This window comes from Arthrobacter sp. Y3221087 (genome assembly GCF_059089905.1).
Window position 1 is genome coordinate 744,299 of the sequence record NZ_JBNHFE010000001.1, and the last position, 17,710, is coordinate 762,008.

Sequence of the window (17,710 nt, forward strand, 5' to 3'; positions counted from 1 at the left end):
CATTCCGCGCCTACGCAATATGAGGGGAAAGTCCCTTGGCAATAAGAGAAGAAAACCCTCTCGTTACTGTTACCACTTACGGGGTCACCGGTAGTAGTGCAAGAGTTCGAATCCATGACTGGTTGGAATTCCTAGATATTAGTGCCGTTCATCACGATTACTTGGGTGGCAGCGAAAACGGGTTGAGAACGATTGTGCGCGGGCTGCCAAAACTGCTCCGTGCCGAGTCAGATTTGCGGCGTCTCGCCAGGGAAGTATCGAAGTCGACCTTATTCATGAGTCGGGAGGCATCGCCATTCAGCAATGGAAGACTCGAATTTGCTCTGTTGTCGGGTGCAAGTCGTAGTATTTATGACTTTGACGACGCGGTCTTTGACACTAACCCGCGTGGGCTTAAGAGACTTTGGAGCAAAGCCAAGGTGTGGTCTGCTGCTATGAGATCAGCCGACGTGGTCATCGCTGGCAACGAATATTTAGCTGAACATGCAGCGAAGCTTCGCAATGATGTCGTCGTTATTCCGAGTTGTGTGAATCCGGCAGACTATGTTCCGAAATCTGACTATGCATTGGCGGAAGTCCCGACCTTGGTGTGGATGGGAACACCGGCAACCGAGCGCTACTTGCAACAGCTAACTCAGCCCCTACTGGCGATCCATAAGGAACGGAGCATACGCCTTCGCGTAGTCAGTGCAGGAGCTAGGTCGCTTGGTGAACTGGATCAAATTGTGGAACGGGTCAACTGGTCGGCGCAGACCTTCGGCTCTGTCCTGGCGCAAGCAGACATAGGCATTATGCCGCTGGATAACTCCTTATACTCGCGAGGTAAATGCGCGTACAAGCTGCTTCAGTACGGGGCGGCAGGCCTGCCGGCCGTTGCAAGTCCGGTGGGAGCGAACCGCACAGTTTTGGAAGCCACGGGTGGGCATTGCGCGACTACCACACAGGAATGGGAGCGGTCTCTCCGAGACCTCATAGCGTCCTCGGATGCGGACCGGGCACAGTTGGGGCGGCGCGCGCGGGACGTTATCAGCAAGGAGTACAGTTTTGATCGCTGGTCGGAAGTCTGGCGGAGCTCGACGGGCATTTAGCCGCTTCAAGGGCACCTCGGCGAAAACCAAGGCGGGCTCCTGATCAGCGCGAATAACATCTTCCCCCGGAGGGCGAGCAGCGTCTTGTGGCCTACCCGGCTGGCAACTCAGGCAAGCATCTCAAGTTAGGGGTGCGCAAGCATCAGCTTAGGGGTGCGCAAGCATTAGCCATACTCGATAATGAAGCATGACAAGGGACCTATCTTCGTATCCCGGACATCCTCCACACGCCGGGGGCAAGGCTTGAAGCGCCATCCCATTGCCAGGTATGTCCTTTGCAGCCGCGTTCCCCCTGTGTGTTATTCCAAAGGAGAATAGGATGCGTCCCAGCACTTCAGCGCCCGATCCCTCGTCAAAGCTTCCCCGCCGCATAGTCCTTGCCGGAGCCGCCGCCCTCGCCGTCGTCTCCGTGGCTGGCCTTGCCGCCCAACTCAATGGTTCCCTGACCGGCGACGACGCTGATGACGGGCCCGTGGGCGGGGGCGAACTCGTCCTCAACGTCAAGGACTACGGCGCCACAGGCGGCGGAGCGACCGACGACACGGAATCGATTCAGGCTGCTCTGAACGCCGCTGGTCCTGGCTCTACCGTCTACTTTCCCCCCGGAACTTACCTGTGCCGCAGGATTGTGGGTACGGGAAAGTCAAACGTCACTTTCCGAGGCGTCCAAGGGGCCTCAACCTTGCTGTACAACCGCGCGGGCGCTGGCGCGGTGGATCCACTGATCGGTTGGAACCTGACCGCCAACCCGTCTGTGAATGACAGCAGCATTACCTTCAGGGATCTCGTGTTCAAGGGTGCCGGGACGCTTAGCGAGAATCAGGCACTCTTGCACATGTCCGCCGTCGATGGACTTGTTGTGAGCAATTGTCAGTTCCTCAATATGCAGGGCGATGCTATCAACATCGCCCGCACTGCCGTTGGCGGAACGGACACCGGGGTTCGTAACCGCAACGTGCGCATCCTTAACAACCTTTTCGACGGCGTGAACTACGCCGGACGGAACGGTGTAACTGTCATTGCCGGTGAGGACGTCCTCATCGAGGGAAACACCTTCACGCGGCTTACAAGCCCAAACATGCCCGGTGCTGTCGACGTGGAACCGAACGCATTCGACACCACCGCAATCTGCAACGACATCCGAATCGTCAACAACACTTTCAGGGACTGCGGCGGCTACATGGCAGATGTGGGCGCTTCGCTGGTGCCGCCGACTTTCACATCGAAGCGCTGGGAAATTGCGGGGAACACTTTTTCAGGTTCGAAGGCTGCGGCGTTCTACTTTCTTTGGCACAACCACGCCGCTGCGGACAGTGACCCCTACATCGATATCAACGTCCGCGACAACATAATCAGCGCCCCCGACGCGGCCAACACTGGCCCCGCGTTCGTCATAGAAGGCTTGCGGGGCGTCCGGATCGATGGGAACAGCTTTCACTCGTGGCCCGGCGAAATTGTCCTAATGGGCTACGACAACACCAGCACGGTAAAAGACATCAACATCTCGAACAACGTCTTTGTGGAGTGTGGCACAACTCCCGGTTATGTCATCAACTTCAATGTGGGCGACCGCGTTACTATAGATGACAACAGCGTGACAAAAAAAGGGGCGGCGCAAAACGCATTCATCCTGGTTGCCGGCACCGGCCCCACCTCGGCGCTGATTGTGCGGAACAACGTCGGCAGGAACGTTAGCCGGCTCGTAAGCTTTGGCGCTGGCACTACCACTCCATCAACGAACAGTTTCGTTGGAAACATCGGTTTCCCGATTGATGGGCCAGGTCCCGGTACCTAGCTAGGGCACGTCGATGGTATAGAAATTGTGATTCCGCCTTGAAAACACGGACGTCGTTTGTCACCACAGCACTTTCAGCCGAAAGCCTGTCGATGGCTTTTGCATCTCCGTTTTCTTCTAATACTTGTGGTGTATGTTGACAGGCAAATAGGTGTCCCTGCCACGAGATCGGCTGTCACTGTTGTTACGGCAACGTGGCATGCTTCAATGGGAAATGGGCGTGGCGAGCGTCTCAGGGGTTGGTTGACATAAGCTGCCTTCGTAGCGGACAGGGCTGGGAAACTAATGGAGTTGAGAGACTACCTACGTGTCATACGGCTACGCTGGTTAGCAATTGTAGCCTTCACCCTCATTGGGTTGGGGCTGGCGTCGGCATACACGTTCTTGCAAACCCCGTTATACGAAGCCAAGAGCCAAATTTTTGTTACCGTAAAGGCAGGGACTTCGGCGTCTGAACTGTATCAGGGCAATGCATTTGCAGAAGCGCGGATCAAGTCATACGTGAGCCTGGCAACGAGCGACAGGGTGCTCGAGGCAGTTGCCCGGGAACTAAACCTGACCGGAGGAGCGAAATCACTCGAAGGCAGAGTCTCGGCCACTTCGCCTGCAGGTACTGTCCTTATTGAGGTAACTGCCACCGACCCGGACCCCCAACAGGCTGTCAGGATTGCGAATACTTCGGTGAAGCAAGTTATCACGGGTGTGTATGCAGTCGAAGACGTGAGCTTTGTGAGCCTCAACGTTTTTGAGGAAGCCACGGCCCCCAGTTCCCCGTCATCGCCGAACGTGCCCGTCAATCTTGTCCTGGGGGTTCTTTTGGGACTTCTTTTCGGACTTGGCTATGTATTTTTTCGCGAGGTGCTTGATGGCAGGAACTTGAAACCAAGCTGATGTGGAGCGGGCCGTCAAAGACATCCTTGCGATCCTGGTTGCCGGAGTGGTACCAACCACGTCAAGGTTCAAACGAGTTTGAGATCGGCTGAGAAGGTGGGTATTGGCAGTTAGGGTGCAGGTACTTCTGTCTGCTGGCCTCGGCGCCTTGTCAAGTATTGCGCCAACAGTGGCGGCGCTTTTGCTGCTCCCGGTCCACGAGTTCGGGGTATTTGCGTTCCTCTACGCAGTTTTCGCGTTTGGCTGGTCGGTCTGCCTGTCCGTCGTTTGCGATACTTTCCTGCGGGCAGTAGGGGACCGCATTACTTGGGCGGAATTTTCGTCGGTTCTTGTTGGCTTTTCGTCTCTCGTTGCTGTTACCGCGCTTGGCGTGTCCTTGTTTATATATCCGGACGTTCTCTCTGCAGTGTCGGCTTCCGGCGCCATAGCGCTGGGGGTTTATCGCCTCGGTGCGCGCTTTTTCCGGTCGCTCACGTTCGGTGCTGCGTCGGTGCTTTGGGCAGAGGTTTGCAACCTCCTATTTTTCCTGGCGCCATTATTTGGCGCTATGGCGATCGGGGTAATCAACCTGACGTCGCACTCTGTTGCTTGGCTTATCGCCGGCATAGCAAGCATCAGTATCTCACCCCCTCTCTTATCGAATCCGTTCAGGGCACTTTTGGGGTGGTGCAGGCTTAGGTGGGGCACGATCCGTATGCTGTTGTCGGATTCACTTCTCATGGATTGTGGAGCGATCATCGGTCCACTGCTGCTACTGCCCGGCTTGAGCGCTCAAGGATTTGGAATTTATCGCGGCGTTTCCAGCGTCGCGTCACCCGTGCAGCTTGTCCTCGAACCGATTAGGCCACTCCTGGCACATATGGCGGACGCTCGTCGGACTGGACTGAAATTGCTGCTGGGAGTCGTCGGGTCTGGGCTGGTGATGTCGATTGCCTGTTTCGTCGTACTTCTGTCACTGGACCGCTTTGATCTGGTCCAAGGAACACTTGAGGCGCTGACCGCGTTTGCCGTGCCCTGTTCAATTTTTGTCTTTAGCAATTTTTTGGGCCATTTCTACTACTTGCTGAACAGGGCGCACTCGCCCGCTAAGAGAATTCGTGCTGGCCGATTTGTTCAAACCGTCCTCGTTGTCGGGTGTCCATTACTCGGCGCAGCGCTCTTTGGGTTGCCGGGTGCGATCTGGGGATTCGTCGGAGCCACCTTGGTTTCTTCAACTACGTGGGTGTCGCTCATGTTGGCGCCTAACTGAATCTGCGGTAGCTCCGGTACGTGGCAGGCGGTGCCTTATTTCAAGGTCGAAGGTTGGGGCAGGAGGGTCTTTTCGACGTCTCGAGAAGCAGGGTCGCGGAGCATGACGTTTATGACTGCGAGGGGCAGGAAAATTGCCCACAGATGTGCGGGTGCCTGGAGGTAGGGATTTGAGGCGTTGGCGATGAGCATTGCAATGCCAGCGCAGAGAGTGACAGTCAGCGTGGGGAGCATATCCGGGCGGAGGCTGGCCGCCCTTCGGATCGCGGCCACCACGAATACGGCGATTGTTAGGACCAGGAGCACACCTATCACGCCCGTCTGCATAAGGAGTACGTGATACTGCAGCTCAAACTGCCAAGGCTGTGTATCGCTTCGCGAGTAGCCGGGGATGACAGCCCCTAAACCGTGTCCCCAGATAGGCGACTGCGACCATGCCCTCAAGAGCTGGTCGGCTTGCTCGTTGCGTTCCGTCTGGCTGGTGCTTACGTCCGACGACTCGCCTGAGAAGAGGGATACGACCGCACCCCAAGTATTGGCTACGAGCGGGTGGGCAAGTATGGCCGGCGAAGCAAAAATAACGGCGATAAGCGCAGCCATCGCCCCCAGCGCTTTAAGGGGAGATACAGTCAGGGGACCTCGGCGCATGGTGCTGCGCTTCACTACCCAAGCAACCAAAGGAATCAGCACCAAGACCACGATGATTGCACGGCGCCCACCCACCATGGCTCCCGCGATTCCAGCCGTTGCTGCAGCCGCACGCAGGGACATCCTTGGTAACAAGTCGTCGCGTTTTACCAAGAGTGATGCCAGCCACATCGGCGCGGAGGCGACGAGCGTTGAAAGACCGTAAAAGCGGATCTCTGTCGCGTCGCCCGTTCTACCAAATCCTGCCCCGGTAAGTTCGAGGACTATGTCCGGGATGAACTGCGGAGTCACGCCCAACTCGCCGCCCACATACACAAGAATGTAGGTGCCGGCTATCACCGTCATGACTGCGCATGTAGTGAGGAGTGCCTTGAGGGAGGAGTGGCCGAGAGCAGCGATGCTTACGAAGTAGACCATCGGGGCGATAACATACACGCCGGCTGAATTGACCAGACCCGGGTTTTCCGCCCCGACCAGGAGCCCAAGAATCCCCAGCAGGAGAGTGAAGAACGCCACCCCCATGACGGGCAAGGTCAGGACTTTCCGCTGAACCAGGCTCGTCATGAGCGCGGCTGTGACCATCACGGCGAAAACTGCTATGAGCAGAAGTCCCTGCGACACCGGCATCAACAGTATGTATGCGAAAGACGCCGCTGCTAGGAACCGCATGAGTGCCGCGCCGGCGGGTTTCTTCTCGGTCATGAACCAATGATAGGTACCAGTCTTACTGGCTACTCGTCCTGGTGCAGGTATAGGACGTTCAAAACTCGAGTAGCCACTGCGGTGGCCTCGTCCCTCCCAGCGCCGATAACGTTCCACGATGAGGTAAGGCTCAAGCGCTGAACGGACTTCTAGAAGTCGAGGCCGAAGTAGCGGAATGGGTAGGTGCGTTATGCAGAAGCTTAAGGTCGCGGTCCTCACCGATTTCGCGCTCGTTCCCCTATTTGGGCTGGAGGCTGTTAACGCGCTCGAAGGCTGTGAGGAAATCGCGGTCTTCTCCTGCACCAACACGGAGCCGAAGCGGCGGCCGTGGAAGCACCTTGGTTGGTACCTGCTGAACCTGGTCTCGATCCGAAACCCGATGACGCGGGTGGTCTCCCTGCGTGAGTGCAACAAGCGCATCGTTTACGAGAAGGCGTTCGAATCCCGCTATCGCGGCATGTGGCAGGAGCTTCCGGACGAATTGATCGCCGAGCTCGATGCCTCGGGCTTCGACGTGATCATAAAGCTCGGCATGGGCCTGCTCACGGTTCCGCCCAAGGATCGGCTGAGAGCTCCGATCCTGTCCTACCACCATGGTGATCCGGACACATATCGCGGCCGTCCGGCGGGCTTCTGGGAGATGCTGCACGGGCAGCAGACGATGGGACAGATCGTGCAGGTGCTGAGCAACGAGCTTGATGCGGGCAAAGTCGTGGCGTTCGCCGAGACCAAGCTCCAGCCGCATTCCTACCGGCGCTCGCTGATCGAGGCCTATCGCCATTCGCCGCTGCTCATCAATTGCGCCATCGCCAACGCTGTTGCCGGGGAAGCGTTGCACAAGACATCGAAGGGCAAGAATTACCGCCTCCCCTCCAACGGGCAGGTGCTGAAATTCGTAGCAGGAATGGCGGCGGCGTTTCTCAGACGCGCCGCCTACGGTGCGATGTTCGAAAAACGTTGGCAGGTGTCGCACGCGCCCGCAAAACCGGCAGCGGCATTAACGGCGAGCGCCTTTCCGGAAGCGGCAACCTGGCAGACGCTTCCGATCCCCAGCAACTATCTCTTCTACGCGGATCCCTTCTTTATCCGGGATCCGCCGGGCATCCTGGTGGAAGCGCTCAGCCGAAAGAACGCGCTCGGCGAGATCGTGCTGGTCGCCGGCGACCAGCATCGACGGGTATCGCCCGACGGCGGCCATTTTTCCTATCCGGCACGGTTTCGAGCCGGCGGCGAAGAGCTGATCGTCCCGGAAATCGCGCAATGGTCGGAACTGAAGGCCTATCGCATGAGCCCTTCGGGAATGACCGAGGTTTTCCCGATTCGGGTCGAAGGAAGCCCCCGCGTCGCCGATCCCACGCTGCTGGAACATGGCGGTCGGATCTACCTGTTCGGCAATACCGAGACTGTCGGAACCAACAGTCTCCTCCTCTGGTCGGCCGACGATATCGGGGGCATGTTCGTGCCGCACCCCAAGAGCCCTTTGCGAATCAGCCCGCGGGGCGCCCGCATGGCCGGGGCGTTGGTGCGGGATGGCGAGCGTTTGATCCGTTTCGGCCAGAGCTTTCTCGGCGATTATGGCAACGGCATCTTCGCCTTCGAAGTGACGGCGCTCAGCGACCGCGATTTTAGCGAGACACCGATCGGTGAGATCCGCTTTCCGGACCGGAAGGGACCCCACACGCTCAACTTTGACAATGGCCGGATGGTTTTCGACTGGTATCGGGATTGCTTCTCGCCGCTAGCCGGGGTGAGAAGATTTCTGGCACGGTTGAAGCGGAAATCAGCAGACTAGCATCCCGGCACGCCCTTGACGGAACCTACAGCCTGTCAGGTCACGGGCTCAGCACGAGGGATTGAGGACAACTGTTACGAGTGCGGCGCTCTCGTAGAGAAACCGAAAGGCCCAGCCGGAGGGTGAGAGCTCTCGCCTGGAAGCGGACATGTTGAGCTCTTGGGAGTAGCACCTTGCGATTAGGATCCGAGCCCTTGTGACGTGGGAGTCGTCTGTTACAACTGTGATTTTCTTCCACCCGTTTTCTTCGCTCAACTCCTGGATAGCCCTGGCTTCTCCTTGCGTGGTCACTGGATCTGGGCTGAAGCACACGATTCTATAAGGCCGATCTGCTCCGCAGATGCTGCTCTCATCGTCCGGCGCCGAAACAACGAGTGTCTCACTGTAGCCTTCGGACATGAGACCTAACGCGTAATCCAGTCGGCCTGTGCCAGCCGCTGGCGCCAAGACTATGACGGCGTCCGATTCCGTGGCTTGATCGACTGCCGGATTTGCAAATAGGAAAGCCCCGGCAATTACCCATGCGACCAGGAAGACGTCGCAGCACACGAGGGTGGCGATAAAGCTGTTCCGAACTCGGTGTCTTCGGCGACCGTGGGCTCTTCCTGACGGGAGATGGCCTTCCCCTGCGGTCAGTGAGGAATCCATAGTGGCAATAGTACGCACGGATATATGCCCCTGCCGGGTTCGCGCCTAAAGTCCTTCCTCAACTGGTGAATGTACTCCGGGCAGATATGAGTTGTGTCGGTCCGCGGCCAGCCCTGCCCGTCCATTAGGCGCGCCATGGAGTCTCCGCATCCAAATGGTCACGTTGCTCTAAAGCTCCATGTTGCTCCATCCATGGAGGTACGTTTCATTCTTTGGCTTCTTTCAAGGAGCCGTAGCGGATGATGAGTCTCGTTCGAGGGCGGCGTTGCGCTGGATCACCTGGTTGCGGCCCCCCAGAATGATTCCTTGGGCAAGCAGCCGGGCCAGCCTCGGGCGCATGAGGACAGCCCGGAAGGGGTACGGCAGTCCCGGGTAGCCGAAACTCACGTAGAACCGGGTCGCCGCGCCCGCTTGTAGGGCCACCTCCAGTGCCCGCCGGACGGGTAGGCCGAGCAGCAGCTCCACCTCTCGCGGCGCGCCCGTGGCCGTCGGGCGGGCGAGAGCTTTTTCTAGCAGGACGACATCGTGGGTAGCCACAGCGGTGCGCACGTTGAGCCCGTCCAGCCGGTCAATCAGGCGTAAGTACCATGAGCGCAGCGCGGACTCAGTGTCTACCCTGCCGCCGGGGATATCGTCCCGCCACTGGCCCTTTACTACACGCACCGAGATATTGCATTCGGATGCCATGACCGCGTCGTCGATACTTCGTTGCCAGCGTGCGGGCAGGACTACCCCGGTCAATGCCCCTTCACTACGAGATACTCTGGCCAACGCCAAGGTACGGTCAGCTTCGGCGGGGGAATGCGAGTCAAAGACGAGCCGCGTGTTTTGTTCCATGGCCAGCCTCGCCAGTTGGCGTACGACGTCGGCGTCGAACCCAAGCCGTGCGGCCTTCAGTGAAAGATCAGCCCGATCTCCAACAGCGCCCAGTTGGCTGAGGGCCTTGAGGGTGGAGCGCTCCTCAGCCGCCACCTGTGCGGCCGGCTCGCCTTGGTGCGGCCAGTATCCGAGGGTTGCCGCCGAGCCTGCCGCCAGCAGGCGCTCGGTCAGGTCCAGCGCCGAGGCCCTTTCCCGGCCGGCCAGGTATGCGCTTCCAGCCCGCTCGTATATCGGCCACAAGAGCCTCATGCCAGCACTGTAAACGGCGCGCCGGGAAGTCGGGTGCTTGGCTGGCATGGGTCCTCCACTTTCGGGCTTCTCAGTGTGGTGCGGGTAAGCCTACTCCGGGGCTTTTCGCATGGATAGGGTTGAGGCCGCTGGTTGATGAGCTACTTTGGGTCAGCGCCGAGGGGCTACTGCGGCCGGCGCCATGGAGGAAAGAACCCGTCGGTGGCGTCTGTCCCGGCGAGCTTCCGGTACCGATCACGGTCGTGGACCAACTTTGCAACTTGGAACAGTCGTGGCGGGCTGGAAGGGTCGAAGCGCTGCTTGAAAGCATAAAGCGGAGAAGTGGTGTTTCCACCGACTCCACCACCCAAGTGGAAGCTGCTCAGCCCACTCGCCTGCGCCCATTCCGCAGCTGCAAGATAGCAGGCAGCGGAGGCGCCAATCGCTCGCGCCACGTCGTCTCCGGCCGAGAGGTGCGCGTGAAGCCAGGGCTCTGCCGCAAAGCACAGCAGTGCGCTGACCAGACGACCCGCCAGCCGACCTTCGACCAGCAGCGGTACCAGGAATTGGTCGTCAGTGAGCAGCGCCCGCCAGTACGCGTCAGGGAAGAAGAAGAAGTCCGCTGCCTGTTGGCGCCGCATCGTGGCGACGTACAGGTCCCGGAAGCCGTCCAGGCTCGTTGGGTGGGTTGCTATGGTGATTGTGAGACCCGCATTCTCCGCCTTCCGCACTGATCTACGTTGATCCGAGTGCAGGTTTCGCCGCAGGTCCCGACCTGGCGACAGGTCCCATGCCACGGTGGACGCGACGTCGAACAGCTCGGCAGTTGGCGGCACGAGCCTTCCGTTGCCGAGAAGCGGGTGCAGTCGGAGGAACGTGGACACGACTCCTTGCTCGTGCGCCCACGCGTCTACGGCGGTGCCGAAAGCGTTCAAATCCGGCGCTCCCCGGCCGATCGGACCCCCATAGCCGTACGCGCTGGTGGCATCCCACCCTTGACCCCCCGGTAGCGGACGCAACAACAGCGGAAGCGCCACTTCGCCGCGCTCGTCCTCGTAAGCCAGCAGGACTGGCTTGGTGCCTTCCGGTTCGATCAGGGCCGCCGCTCGGTGGTATGCAGCGCAGCTGTAGGTGTCCCTGATACCCAGTCGGGCGATGTGTGAGTCCCAAACCGCGGCGTCTACTACATGGATGACCCGCCTGGACGCTACCGGGGTGGTGGGGGCGGAGGAGGTCATGTAATGGGCCCTTCGCGCTCGTCAAGCGAGACCAGACCCTCCCCGCCAGTATGTTAGCGTTGCCCGGTCTGCTACACAATGGCTGCGTCGGCGCCAAGGCGATGCCGAAAAAAACAACGGCCCCGATGTGCGGTCTTTCCGGGTAGCCATGGTTTCTAAATCGAGTAGTCTCTACTGTGTTCTCCGCTGGCCTCTCGGATTTAGCGTTTTCACATGAGGTTTCGTCAGGCAGTTTTTGTACCTGCGAGCTCAGAGTGTGCGCGCTATAGCGGCTTTGTGGGTGTGCGGCAGCGTTGGATTACTAATTCTTGGGGCCTGCGGTGATTGGACACTTCAGCGGTGTCCGGTTACCCCATCCGGGACCCAACTTTGGCTTGGTGCGACGGCGCAAGTTTGATGCAGCCCGGGCGAGCGGCGCGGATACTACTTCAACGCCGGATCGGGTCTTTCGGTGGCGAGAGTTTCTGGTGGACAGCGGTGTCTGGGCCGCCGCACTTCCTGTTGGCACACTGATCCGATTGGATTTCGATGCTGCAAGGATTGATCCTGTAATTCTCGGTATAGCGATATCGTTTGCGGTTGTCCTGCAGGCACTGCTTGGTTGGGTCCTCGGCCTTTACAGATATCTTCATCCGTATGGTTCCCGGCACGATGCTTTGAACCTCATGTTGGTGGTGACCAGTGTCGGCGCCATTTTGACGATTGGTCGGCTTTTCGTTCCCGGGTCAGACCATTTCCCTCGAAGCGCACCCTCCATTGCGTTGCTCGTTGCTGCTGTTCTGATGGCAGGAGTGCGTCTAACGCATCGAGCGCTTAGCGAGCGGCGTCTCCGGCCGGGTGCAACTGCCACTCCCACCCTTGTCTACGGAGCGGGCCATTTGGGGCAACACGTCATACGGCAGATGAACGAGGACAAGTATTCGCCTTACCGTCCCGTGGGCATCATTGATGACAATTTCCGACTCCGGAATTTCCGGCTGGAAGGGGTACCAGTTCTGGGCCGCCGCGAGGATCTGGCCCGGGTAGCAGGGGCCAGCGGAGCGGAAGTACTCATCTTTGCGATCGCCCGGGCGGACGCCGAGCTACTCCGCGAAGTTTCAGATGCCGCGGATGAAGCAGGCCTTCGGTTGCTTGTTCTGCCCTTACTCGCCGATGTCCTTGAAGGCCGTACAGGGCTGAAGGACCTTCGGGACGTATCCATAGCCGACCTCATTGGCCGGCAGCCTGTTGACACCGAACTGGCTTCCATAGCTGGATTCATCGCTAACAAACGCGTCCTGGTCACTGGTGCGGGTGGATCGATCGGATCTGAACTCTGCCGGGAGATTACGCGGTTCGCACCCTCTGAGCTCATCATGCTCGACCGGGATGAGACAAATTTGCAGGGCACCCAAATATCCATCTCTGGACACGGGCTACTCGACACGGACGATGTTGTGCTTGCCGATATTCGCGATGCGTGCACAATCGAAGACATTTTCATGAAAAGACGCCCGGACATAGTGTTCCACGCCGCTGCGCTTAAGCACCTGCCCATGCTGGAGCAATACCCGAACGAAGCATGGCAAACAAATGTGCTCGGAACGCTTCATGTCCTGCGTGCAGCCAAGGCAGCGGGGGTTCAAAACTTCGTGAATATCTCTACTGACAAGGCGGCAAACCCAACGAGTGTCCTAGGTTATTCGAAGCGCTTGGGAGAACGGTTAACAGCTTGGTTTGCCGCTGATACAGAGAAGTCCTATTTGTCCGTACGGTTTGGCAACGTCATCGGCAGCCGCGGTTCTATGCTTCCTACCTTCAAACTACAAATTGAGGCAGGAGGTCCGTTGACCATAACTCACCCGGACGTAACACGTTACTTCATGACTATTCCGGAGGCATGCCAGCTGGTGGTGCAGGCAGGCGCGATCGGATGTCCTGGGGAAGTGCTGATTTTGGATATGGGAGAGCCAGTTCGAATTATGGATGTAGCTGAACGGATGATTGCTAAGTCCGGCCGTCACATCAGCATCTGTATCACCGGGCTTCGACAGGGAGAAAAACTGCACGAGGAGCTGGTAGGGGAGGGCGAAACGGACAGACGGCCGATCCACCCGAAGATTAGCCATACCGTGGTGCCGCCTCTTTCACCCGAGGATCTAATGGGAAACTGCTTCGACCCAGCCCTTGCCCAGGCAAGGGACGACATGCTGCGGTTACTCAGCCTTGAGAGCAGACAATGAACACCAGGATCTATCTATCAGCACCTGATGTCGGTGAGTTGGAAGAGAAGTTTGTTTTAAACGCACTCCGTTCGGGATGGGTTGCACCTATGGGCCCGGATGTCGAGGAATTTGAAGCTGAGGTGTCGAAGCGGGTTGGAGTTCCTTATGGTGTGGCGCTTGCATCGGGAACTGCTGCCTTGCATCTGGCCCTGCTGAGCCAGGGCATCGGACATGGGGACATAGTACTGACCTCGACTATGACTTTCGCTGCGACAGCGAACGCGATCCGTTACACAGGTGCTCGCCCTTACTTCATTGACAGTGATGCATCTGGCAACATCAGTACGGCGCTATTGGAAGAAGCAGCGGAAAAGCTGGCAGCGGAAGTTCGTCCCGCCAAGGCGGTTCTGCCCGTAGACCTACTGGGTAAGGTCTGCAACTTTGCCGAGATAGATCGCATTGCTGAACGGTTCGGAATGGCGGTGATTTCCGATGCAGCGGAGTCATTTGGCGCCACCCGTGGTGGGAAGGCTGCCGGCTCATTCGGCGATATGGCCGCCTTGTCCTTCAACGGCAACAAAATCATGACGACTTCTGGCGGCGGAATGCTTTTGACCAAAGACCCCAAGGCCGCATCCCGCGTGCGGTATTTGGCCACCCAAGCGAGGCAACCTGTGACTCACTACGAGCATAAGGACATTGGCTATAACTACCGGATGAGCAACGTCTTGGCTGCCTTGGGGCGGGCACAACTCCTGCGACTGGACGGGATGATGTCCATACGCCGCCGGCGTCGCGAAATCTATCGAGAGTTCTTCTCACAGGTGAAAGGTGCGGAACTGTTTGGGGCTCTCTGTGATCACGAGGACAACTGTTGGCTCACGTCGGTGGTAATTGACCCGGAGGCGGCCGGTTTCACAGCGCAGGATGTGGCTGCCTACCTTACTGCAGAAAATATCGAAACACGTCCTCTGTGGAAACCGATGCACCTTCAACCGGTATTCGCGGACGCTGAGTGTTTCGTGGACGGTACGTCGGAGCGGTATTTTATGACAGGTCTCACGCTTCCTTCGGGCTCTGCTTTGACGTCTGGTGAGTTTTCCCGCGTTATTGAGGTTCTTCAATCATTCCTAGCATCCCGAAATTGATGTTTGAGCGGAGGGAAGCCGGTGGATCATCATCAGACGTATTTGGCATGGCGCGCACTTTTTGACAGGGTCACGGCCGCACTCATGCTTGTGGCGCTCACGCCACTCATGGCATTAATCGCCATCCTGATACGCGTCCGCATGGGGAGGCCGATTCTCTTTCGCCAACGCCGTATAGGCCAGTTTGGCAAAGTTTTCACAATGGTAAAATTCCGAACCCTAATCAACAATGCGGAAGAGATCGGCGGCGGGTCTATTCTGCCGGAACTGAATCTCGTGCCACCGCTGGGCGTGAAACTGCGACAATACAGTTTGGACGAACTTCCCCAGCTGGTGAACATTCTTCGAGGAGACATGAGTTTCGTGGGGCCGCGGCCCGCACTGCCCGCCCATTACGCGCGATATACCCCCGAGCAGGCTCGTCGGGTTCTGGTGCCTCAGGGGCTCACAGGATTGGCGCAAGTAACTTACAGGGCCGAGGCGCCCTGGAGTCTCCGAATCAAAAAGGACCTGGAGTACGTCTCCGACGTGGGCCCTTTCTTGGACGCCAAGATACTGGTTGCCACGATATTCAAAGTTCTCAGAGCTGAGGGCGTCGTCGAAACGTTGAGTCAGGACGAGAACGACGACTTTGATACGGGCAATTTTGATACGGGCAATGCAAAGCAACTTTGATGGGAATTTCCAGCTTGGTCAACGGGAGCGGCGCCACGGAGGAAAGAATCCGTCAGTGTCATATGTGCCGGCGAGCTGCCGGTACCGGTCACGGTGCCTTCCAACTCCAGCATTGCGGATGCTCGGTGACGCGCCACGCAGCTATAAGTGTCCGTGATACCCAGACGGGTAACGTTGCTCGATCTGCTACACAATGGCTTCGCGAACCGGCTCCTGGTCGGGGGACTCACGAGTCCGCTCATGCCAGCCCCGTAACGGGTGATTGGAAGACGCGTACTAGTTACTCGGGCGACCTTTGCGTTAGGAGCCATAATCTGGAAACGGATCGGAGGCGAGGGCTTCCATTCGAAGCCGGCTACTCTCCAGCGGTCACCAATGCCCGACGTAGTCCATTGACGTAGCTGTTCATAGGAGGCACCCGTGCATACAACAGGGCATGTGACTGACAAGGAGCAGACGTTTCTCCTATCACAAGACCTGATTCATCATTTGGCGAAGGGTAGGCAATGGGCCACGCCGGGCGTTCAGGTTGCGCTGCAAAAAGTTGTGGCCGGGCTAGATGCCGGCCTTGAAACAGCTTCACCCCGTCTGCAGGTGACGTTACGTCAGCTAGCTGACGAGGTAGCAGGCGGAACGGAACCCATCTACCCCCGACTCCAAGAACATTGGAGACATGTAGCACCGAAAGTTGCAGCTCCACACTTCAAGTTGAAGCCGGCGGGAGGGCCGGTACCCCGAAGTTGGGGGTTGGTTGCAGGGTTGCTGTTGATGGCCGGCACGGGGCTGGTCCTTTGGCGTTACTTGCAGCAGCCAAGCAGTAATGGACCTGAAGCGTGGGCGCCGGCCAAGAAGCCGCTGACTGCAGAGTTCGATGCAAGCCACAGCCTCGCCGCTGCCCGTATGCATGGATTTAGACGGGACTGACGTCATTACGAGCGGAACGTACTGGAGCGCGTCGTCTGGAAAACAAGTACCTGCGCGAGAGTTGAATCGTAAATATGAGTACTCAGTACTCGTGACCTGCCACGGCACCCCTCTTACGCTGAAGCGAAAGGGGATGAGGCCGGGGCGCTCCGTTCTTGCCCGAAGTCCCCGGCCGGACCACGCTGGGAGGACACCATGGGAGACAGCCCGCGCAACTCCCGCTTTGCCTGGATGGGCGGGCGCCGGACGCCCCGGCACCTTGTCCCTGAGGATGGAGCGGCGCATTCAGAGACGGTCAAGCAGCGTGCCCACACCGGCGGCGTCCTCCTGATGGTCGTTTCCCTGGCGCTCACCATTGGCACGCTCAGCGTCGCAGCAAACAACCCGCGGAGCCAGACTGCCGAAGGGCAAAGTAGCGAGCCCGCGACCCAGGTGACTGAGTCTGCACAGCCCACCACTGATGCTCCTTCCCCGGAGCAGGCTTCCGAGCCAAGTTCCTCGCAGCCAAGTGCCGAGCCAAGCGCCGAGGCAACTGACGAGGCAAGCACCCCGACGGCTACGGCTGAAACCGCCTCCCCGGCACCAACAAAGGACGGCGGCTCCGTGCCGGCTCCCAAACCTGAGTTTCCGTCCTTCTACCAGTCCGTCCCGGTGGGCGACCTGCCCGGCTGGCGGCAGGTCTTCGTGGAGGACTTCACAGACGGGGACGTGCCCCTGGGCGGTTTTCCCGGCATCTACGGCTCGAGATGGCACGAGACCTACAAGGACGGCACGCCGGACACCCATGGCAAAACGCAGCCAAAGGATGCGAGAACGTCCGGGTACTACCCGTCCAAGGTCCTGAGCGTCCACGGCGGCGTCCTGGACATGTTCCTGCACTCCGAAAACGGGGTTTCCATGGGTGCGGCCCCCTCCCCGAGGTTCGCAGGTACAACCCAAGCGCCCTGGAACAGCCAGCTCTACGGGCGTTACTCAGTGCGTTTCAAGGCCGATTCCCTCCCGGGGTACAAGATGGCCTGGCTGCTCTGGCCCGTCAGCAAGCAGTGGCCGCAGGACGGGGAGATCGATTTCCCGGAAGGTGACCTGTCCAAAGTCATCTACGCCGCCCTGCATGGCTTGGACCCCAGCGGAAAGCATGTGACCGACGTCTTCCGTCCGAACGTCCCGTTTACGGACTGGCACGTGGCAACCACCGAGTGGACTCCCGGCCGCATCGAATTCTTCCTGGACGGCAAGTCCATCGGTGTTGCAACGTCCATGGTCCCGGACAAGCCGATGCGCTACCTCCTGCAGACCGAGTCCTGCCTGACCGGCTGCCCCGCACCCGAGACCAGCGGCCACGTGTACGTCGACTGGGTGGCCATCTGGGCCAGGAACTAAGTACGGTCCACCCCGCGGCCGGGTATCGGAACCCGCCCCGCAGGTAGCACCTGCCCATGAAGCGGGTAGGCGCTACTGGTGATCGGCTGGAAGCCCCATTGGTACGGTGAGGAATCGCCGTGGGCAGGGGGCACGCTCTAGCTGAAGTGGGTGGATTGTGTTTGACGCGAATCTGGGCAGCCGCCGGTACTTGCGGCTCCATGCACTCCTGGCAGTGCTGCT

The 17,710-nt window shown here is 58.9% G+C and carries 14 protein-coding genes; 10 read left to right on the top strand and 4 right to left on the bottom strand.

Translation table 11 applies throughout. The features are described from left to right. Nucleotides 1-122: 122 nt before the first annotated feature. The 4 genes from AC5RUO_RS03535 to AC5RUO_RS03550 all read left to right on the top strand — a co-directional run bounded on the left by AC5RUO_RS03535 (nt 123) and on the right by AC5RUO_RS03550 (nt 5,023). Nucleotides 123-1,088 carry a glycosyltransferase gene (locus tag AC5RUO_RS03535; RefSeq protein ID WP_494010208.1) on the top strand — a complete coding sequence of 322 codons (966 nt, stop codon included), beginning with the start codon at nt 123-125 and terminating at the stop codon, nt 1,086-1,088. Nucleotides 1,089-1,407: 319 nt separating this feature from the next. After that, on the top strand, nt 1,408-2,883 hold the full coding sequence (locus AC5RUO_RS03540; RefSeq protein ID WP_494010209.1) for a glycosyl hydrolase family 28-related protein: 1,476 nt from the start codon (nt 1,408-1,410) through the stop codon (nt 2,881-2,883). A gap of 285 nt (nt 2,884-3,168) precedes the next feature. Further along, on the top strand, nt 3,169-3,774 hold the full coding sequence (locus tag AC5RUO_RS03545; protein WP_494010210.1) for a YveK family protein: 606 nt from the start codon (nt 3,169-3,171) through the stop codon (nt 3,772-3,774). A gap of 115 nt (nt 3,775-3,889) precedes the next feature. Next, complete coding sequence (locus AC5RUO_RS03550) at nt 3,890-5,023, top strand: hypothetical protein (RefSeq protein WP_494010211.1); 1,134 nt, start codon at nt 3,890-3,892, stop codon at nt 5,021-5,023. 35 nt (nt 5,024-5,058) lie between these two features. On the opposite strand, the gene AC5RUO_RS03555 is transcribed toward AC5RUO_RS03550, so the two are convergent. After that, entirely contained in the window at nt 5,059-6,372 is a 1,314-nt protein-coding gene (locus tag AC5RUO_RS03555) for an O-antigen ligase family protein (protein ID WP_494102838.1), read from the bottom strand. A 190-nt stretch (nt 6,373-6,562) separates the two neighbouring features. Here AC5RUO_RS03555 and AC5RUO_RS03560 point away from each other — a divergent pair, with 190 nt between their 5' ends. After that, nucleotides 6,563-8,164: a glucosamine inositolphosphorylceramide transferase family protein gene (locus tag AC5RUO_RS03560; protein ID WP_494010213.1), complete on the top strand. Its 1,602-nt coding sequence runs from the start codon at nt 6,563-6,565 to the stop codon at nt 8,162-8,164. A 48-nt stretch (nt 8,165-8,212) separates the two neighbouring features. Here the strand turns inward: AC5RUO_RS03560 and AC5RUO_RS03565 are convergent, their stop codons facing one another. After that, nucleotides 8,213-8,812, bottom strand: coding sequence for a YdcF family protein (locus AC5RUO_RS03565; RefSeq protein ID WP_494010214.1), 600 nt, complete (start codon nt 8,810-8,812; stop codon nt 8,213-8,215). Nucleotides 8,813-8,832: 20 nt separating this feature from the next. Here AC5RUO_RS03565 and AC5RUO_RS03570 point away from each other — a divergent pair, with 20 nt between their 5' ends. Next, nucleotides 8,833-8,940 (top strand): sugar transferase, encoded by a 108-nt coding sequence (locus tag AC5RUO_RS03570; protein WP_494010368.1) that lies wholly within the window; start codon nt 8,833-8,835, stop codon nt 8,938-8,940. Nucleotides 8,941-9,034: 94 nt separating this feature from the next. Here the strand turns inward: AC5RUO_RS03570 and AC5RUO_RS03575 are convergent, their stop codons facing one another. Next, entirely contained in the window at nt 9,035-9,940 is a 906-nt protein-coding gene (locus AC5RUO_RS03575; RefSeq protein ID WP_494010215.1) for an acylphosphatase, read from the bottom strand. 164 nt (nt 9,941-10,104) lie between these two features. Next, a complete protein-coding gene (locus AC5RUO_RS03580) occupies nt 10,105-11,157 on the bottom strand; it encodes a GNAT family N-acetyltransferase (protein WP_494010216.1) in 1,053 nt (350 codons plus the stop codon). A 518-nt stretch (nt 11,158-11,675) separates the two neighbouring features. Here AC5RUO_RS03580 and AC5RUO_RS03585 point away from each other — a divergent pair. From AC5RUO_RS03585 to AC5RUO_RS03600, 4 genes are all read left to right on the top strand, one after another. Further along, complete coding sequence (locus AC5RUO_RS03585) at nt 11,676-13,379, top strand: polysaccharide biosynthesis protein (protein WP_494010217.1); 1,704 nt, start codon at nt 11,676-11,678, stop codon at nt 13,377-13,379. Beyond that, nucleotides 13,376-14,509: a DegT/DnrJ/EryC1/StrS family aminotransferase gene (locus AC5RUO_RS03590; RefSeq protein ID WP_494010218.1), complete on the top strand. Its 1,134-nt coding sequence runs from the start codon at nt 13,376-13,378 to the stop codon at nt 14,507-14,509. The genes AC5RUO_RS03585 and AC5RUO_RS03590 overlap by 4 nt, the downstream gene beginning before the upstream one ends. 21 nt (nt 14,510-14,530) lie before the next feature. After that, nucleotides 14,531-15,184: a sugar transferase gene (locus tag AC5RUO_RS03595; RefSeq protein ID WP_494010219.1), complete on the top strand. Its 654-nt coding sequence runs from the start codon at nt 14,531-14,533 to the stop codon at nt 15,182-15,184. A 1,119-nt stretch (nt 15,185-16,303) separates the two neighbouring features. After that, nucleotides 16,304-17,488 (top strand): family 16 glycosylhydrolase, encoded by a 1,185-nt coding sequence (locus AC5RUO_RS03600; RefSeq protein WP_494102839.1) that lies wholly within the window; start codon nt 16,304-16,306, stop codon nt 17,486-17,488. Nucleotides 17,489-17,710 lie beyond the last annotated feature (222 nt).